We start from the raw sequence: 1,394 nt of genomic DNA on the forward strand, positions 1-1,394 counted from the left end.
ACCACCAGCGGACGATCAAGGGCGCGATCCGGAAACTCGAGGGCATGAGCCACGAGGAGCGGGAAGCCTTCGCTCGCGAGATCGAAGCGCCCGCGGAGCTGGTCCACGAGACCGCCGAGATGGGGCGGCTGCCGGTCGTCAACTTCGCGGCGGGCGGGATCGCGACCCCCGCGGACGCGGCGCTCATGATGCACCACGAGTGCGACGGCATCTTCGTCGGTAGCGGCATCTTCGGCGCGGAGAATCCGCCCGAAATGGCCGACGCGATCGTCCAGGCGACGAACAACTGGGACGAGCCCGAGACGCTCGCCGAGATCTCGAAGCACCTCGGAAAGGGGATGAAAGGCGACGCGAACGTCGACCTTCCCGAGGAAGAGAAAATGCAGGGCCGGGGCGTCTAACGGGGCAGCGAGAGCCGGGTAGTAGGTGACGGTCGCCTCTGCAACTGAACGCACTATTTTTCGACGCGTCCGCAATTGTCACAGCCATCTGCGCTCTCTAATCTACGCTCTATATGCAGGATTCGTCATCGCCAGAAAAACGAGGTACGTCACCAGCGAACCGAACGCGAACGAGAGGACGATCGAGGGGGCGACTCGAGCACCCACAACAACGCCTGCGAGTGCGACGACGAGCGTTACGCCCTGAACGACGGGGCGCTCCCAGTATCGGCGGATGACGTCGGGATCTCGAGCGGCGATTCGCTCAAACGCGAGCGTGGCGATGGCCCCGACTGCGAGAAACGGCACCGAGAACACCGCGTCGACCAGTAGGGATGCGACGGCAGCCGCGACGAGAACGACGAGCGTCAGCAGCGCGTCGGCTCGAGCGCCCATCTACGAGTCGTCCCGGTACAGCGTCGCCCCCTCGCTGATCGCGGTCTGATAGGCCCGACTCTCGACGCCGGCCGCGTCGAAGGCGTCGACCATCGCCGACGCGATCGCGCGCCGATCCCCGCGGTGACAGACCGCCAGAATCCCGGGGCCGGCACCGCTGACCGTTACGCCGGTCGCACCCGCCTCGAGGGCAGCCTCGCGAACGGCCTCGTAGCCCGTGATGAGCTTGGTCCGTTCGGGCGTGACGATATCGTCGTTCATCCCTCGGCCGACGAGCTCGGGGTCGTCTCGCGTCATGCCGACGGTCAGCGTCGCCGCGTTGCCAACCGTGGTGACCACCTCGTCCATAGTGGCCGACTCGGGGACGACGCCGCGCGCGTCTCGCGTCGAGACTGATATTTCGGGGAGACAGGCGACGACGGGGACGGCGGCGTCGAGCCGCGCGACGCCGTCGTCGGTGACGACGGTGAAGCCGCCGAGCAGGGAGGGCGCGACGTTGTCAGCGTGTGCTTCGCCGGAGACGACCGCCTCGCCCTTGGCGGCGACGCTGACGAGGTC

3 protein-coding genes are annotated in these 1,394 nt (G+C 67.1%); 1 reads left to right on the forward strand and 2 read right to left on the reverse strand.

What is annotated here, in order from left to right:
- The coding region (locus PGX04_RS14715) for a beta/alpha barrel domain-containing protein (protein ID WP_465263814.1) at nt 1-401 on the forward strand (401 nt) is incomplete at its 5' end.
- A 102-nt stretch (nt 402-503) separates the two neighbouring features.
- Here the strand turns inward: PGX04_RS14715 and PGX04_RS14720 are convergent.
- Nucleotides 504-836: a hypothetical protein gene (locus PGX04_RS14720; protein ID WP_273739198.1), complete on the reverse strand. Its 333-nt coding sequence runs from the start codon at nt 834-836 to the stop codon at nt 504-506.
- On the reverse strand, nt 837-1,394 hold a 558-nt coding region (locus PGX04_RS14725; RefSeq protein WP_273739199.1), incomplete at its 5' end, for a homoserine kinase. It lies immediately after the preceding gene.

The sequence above is a fragment of the Natrinema soli genome, from assembly GCF_028618695.1.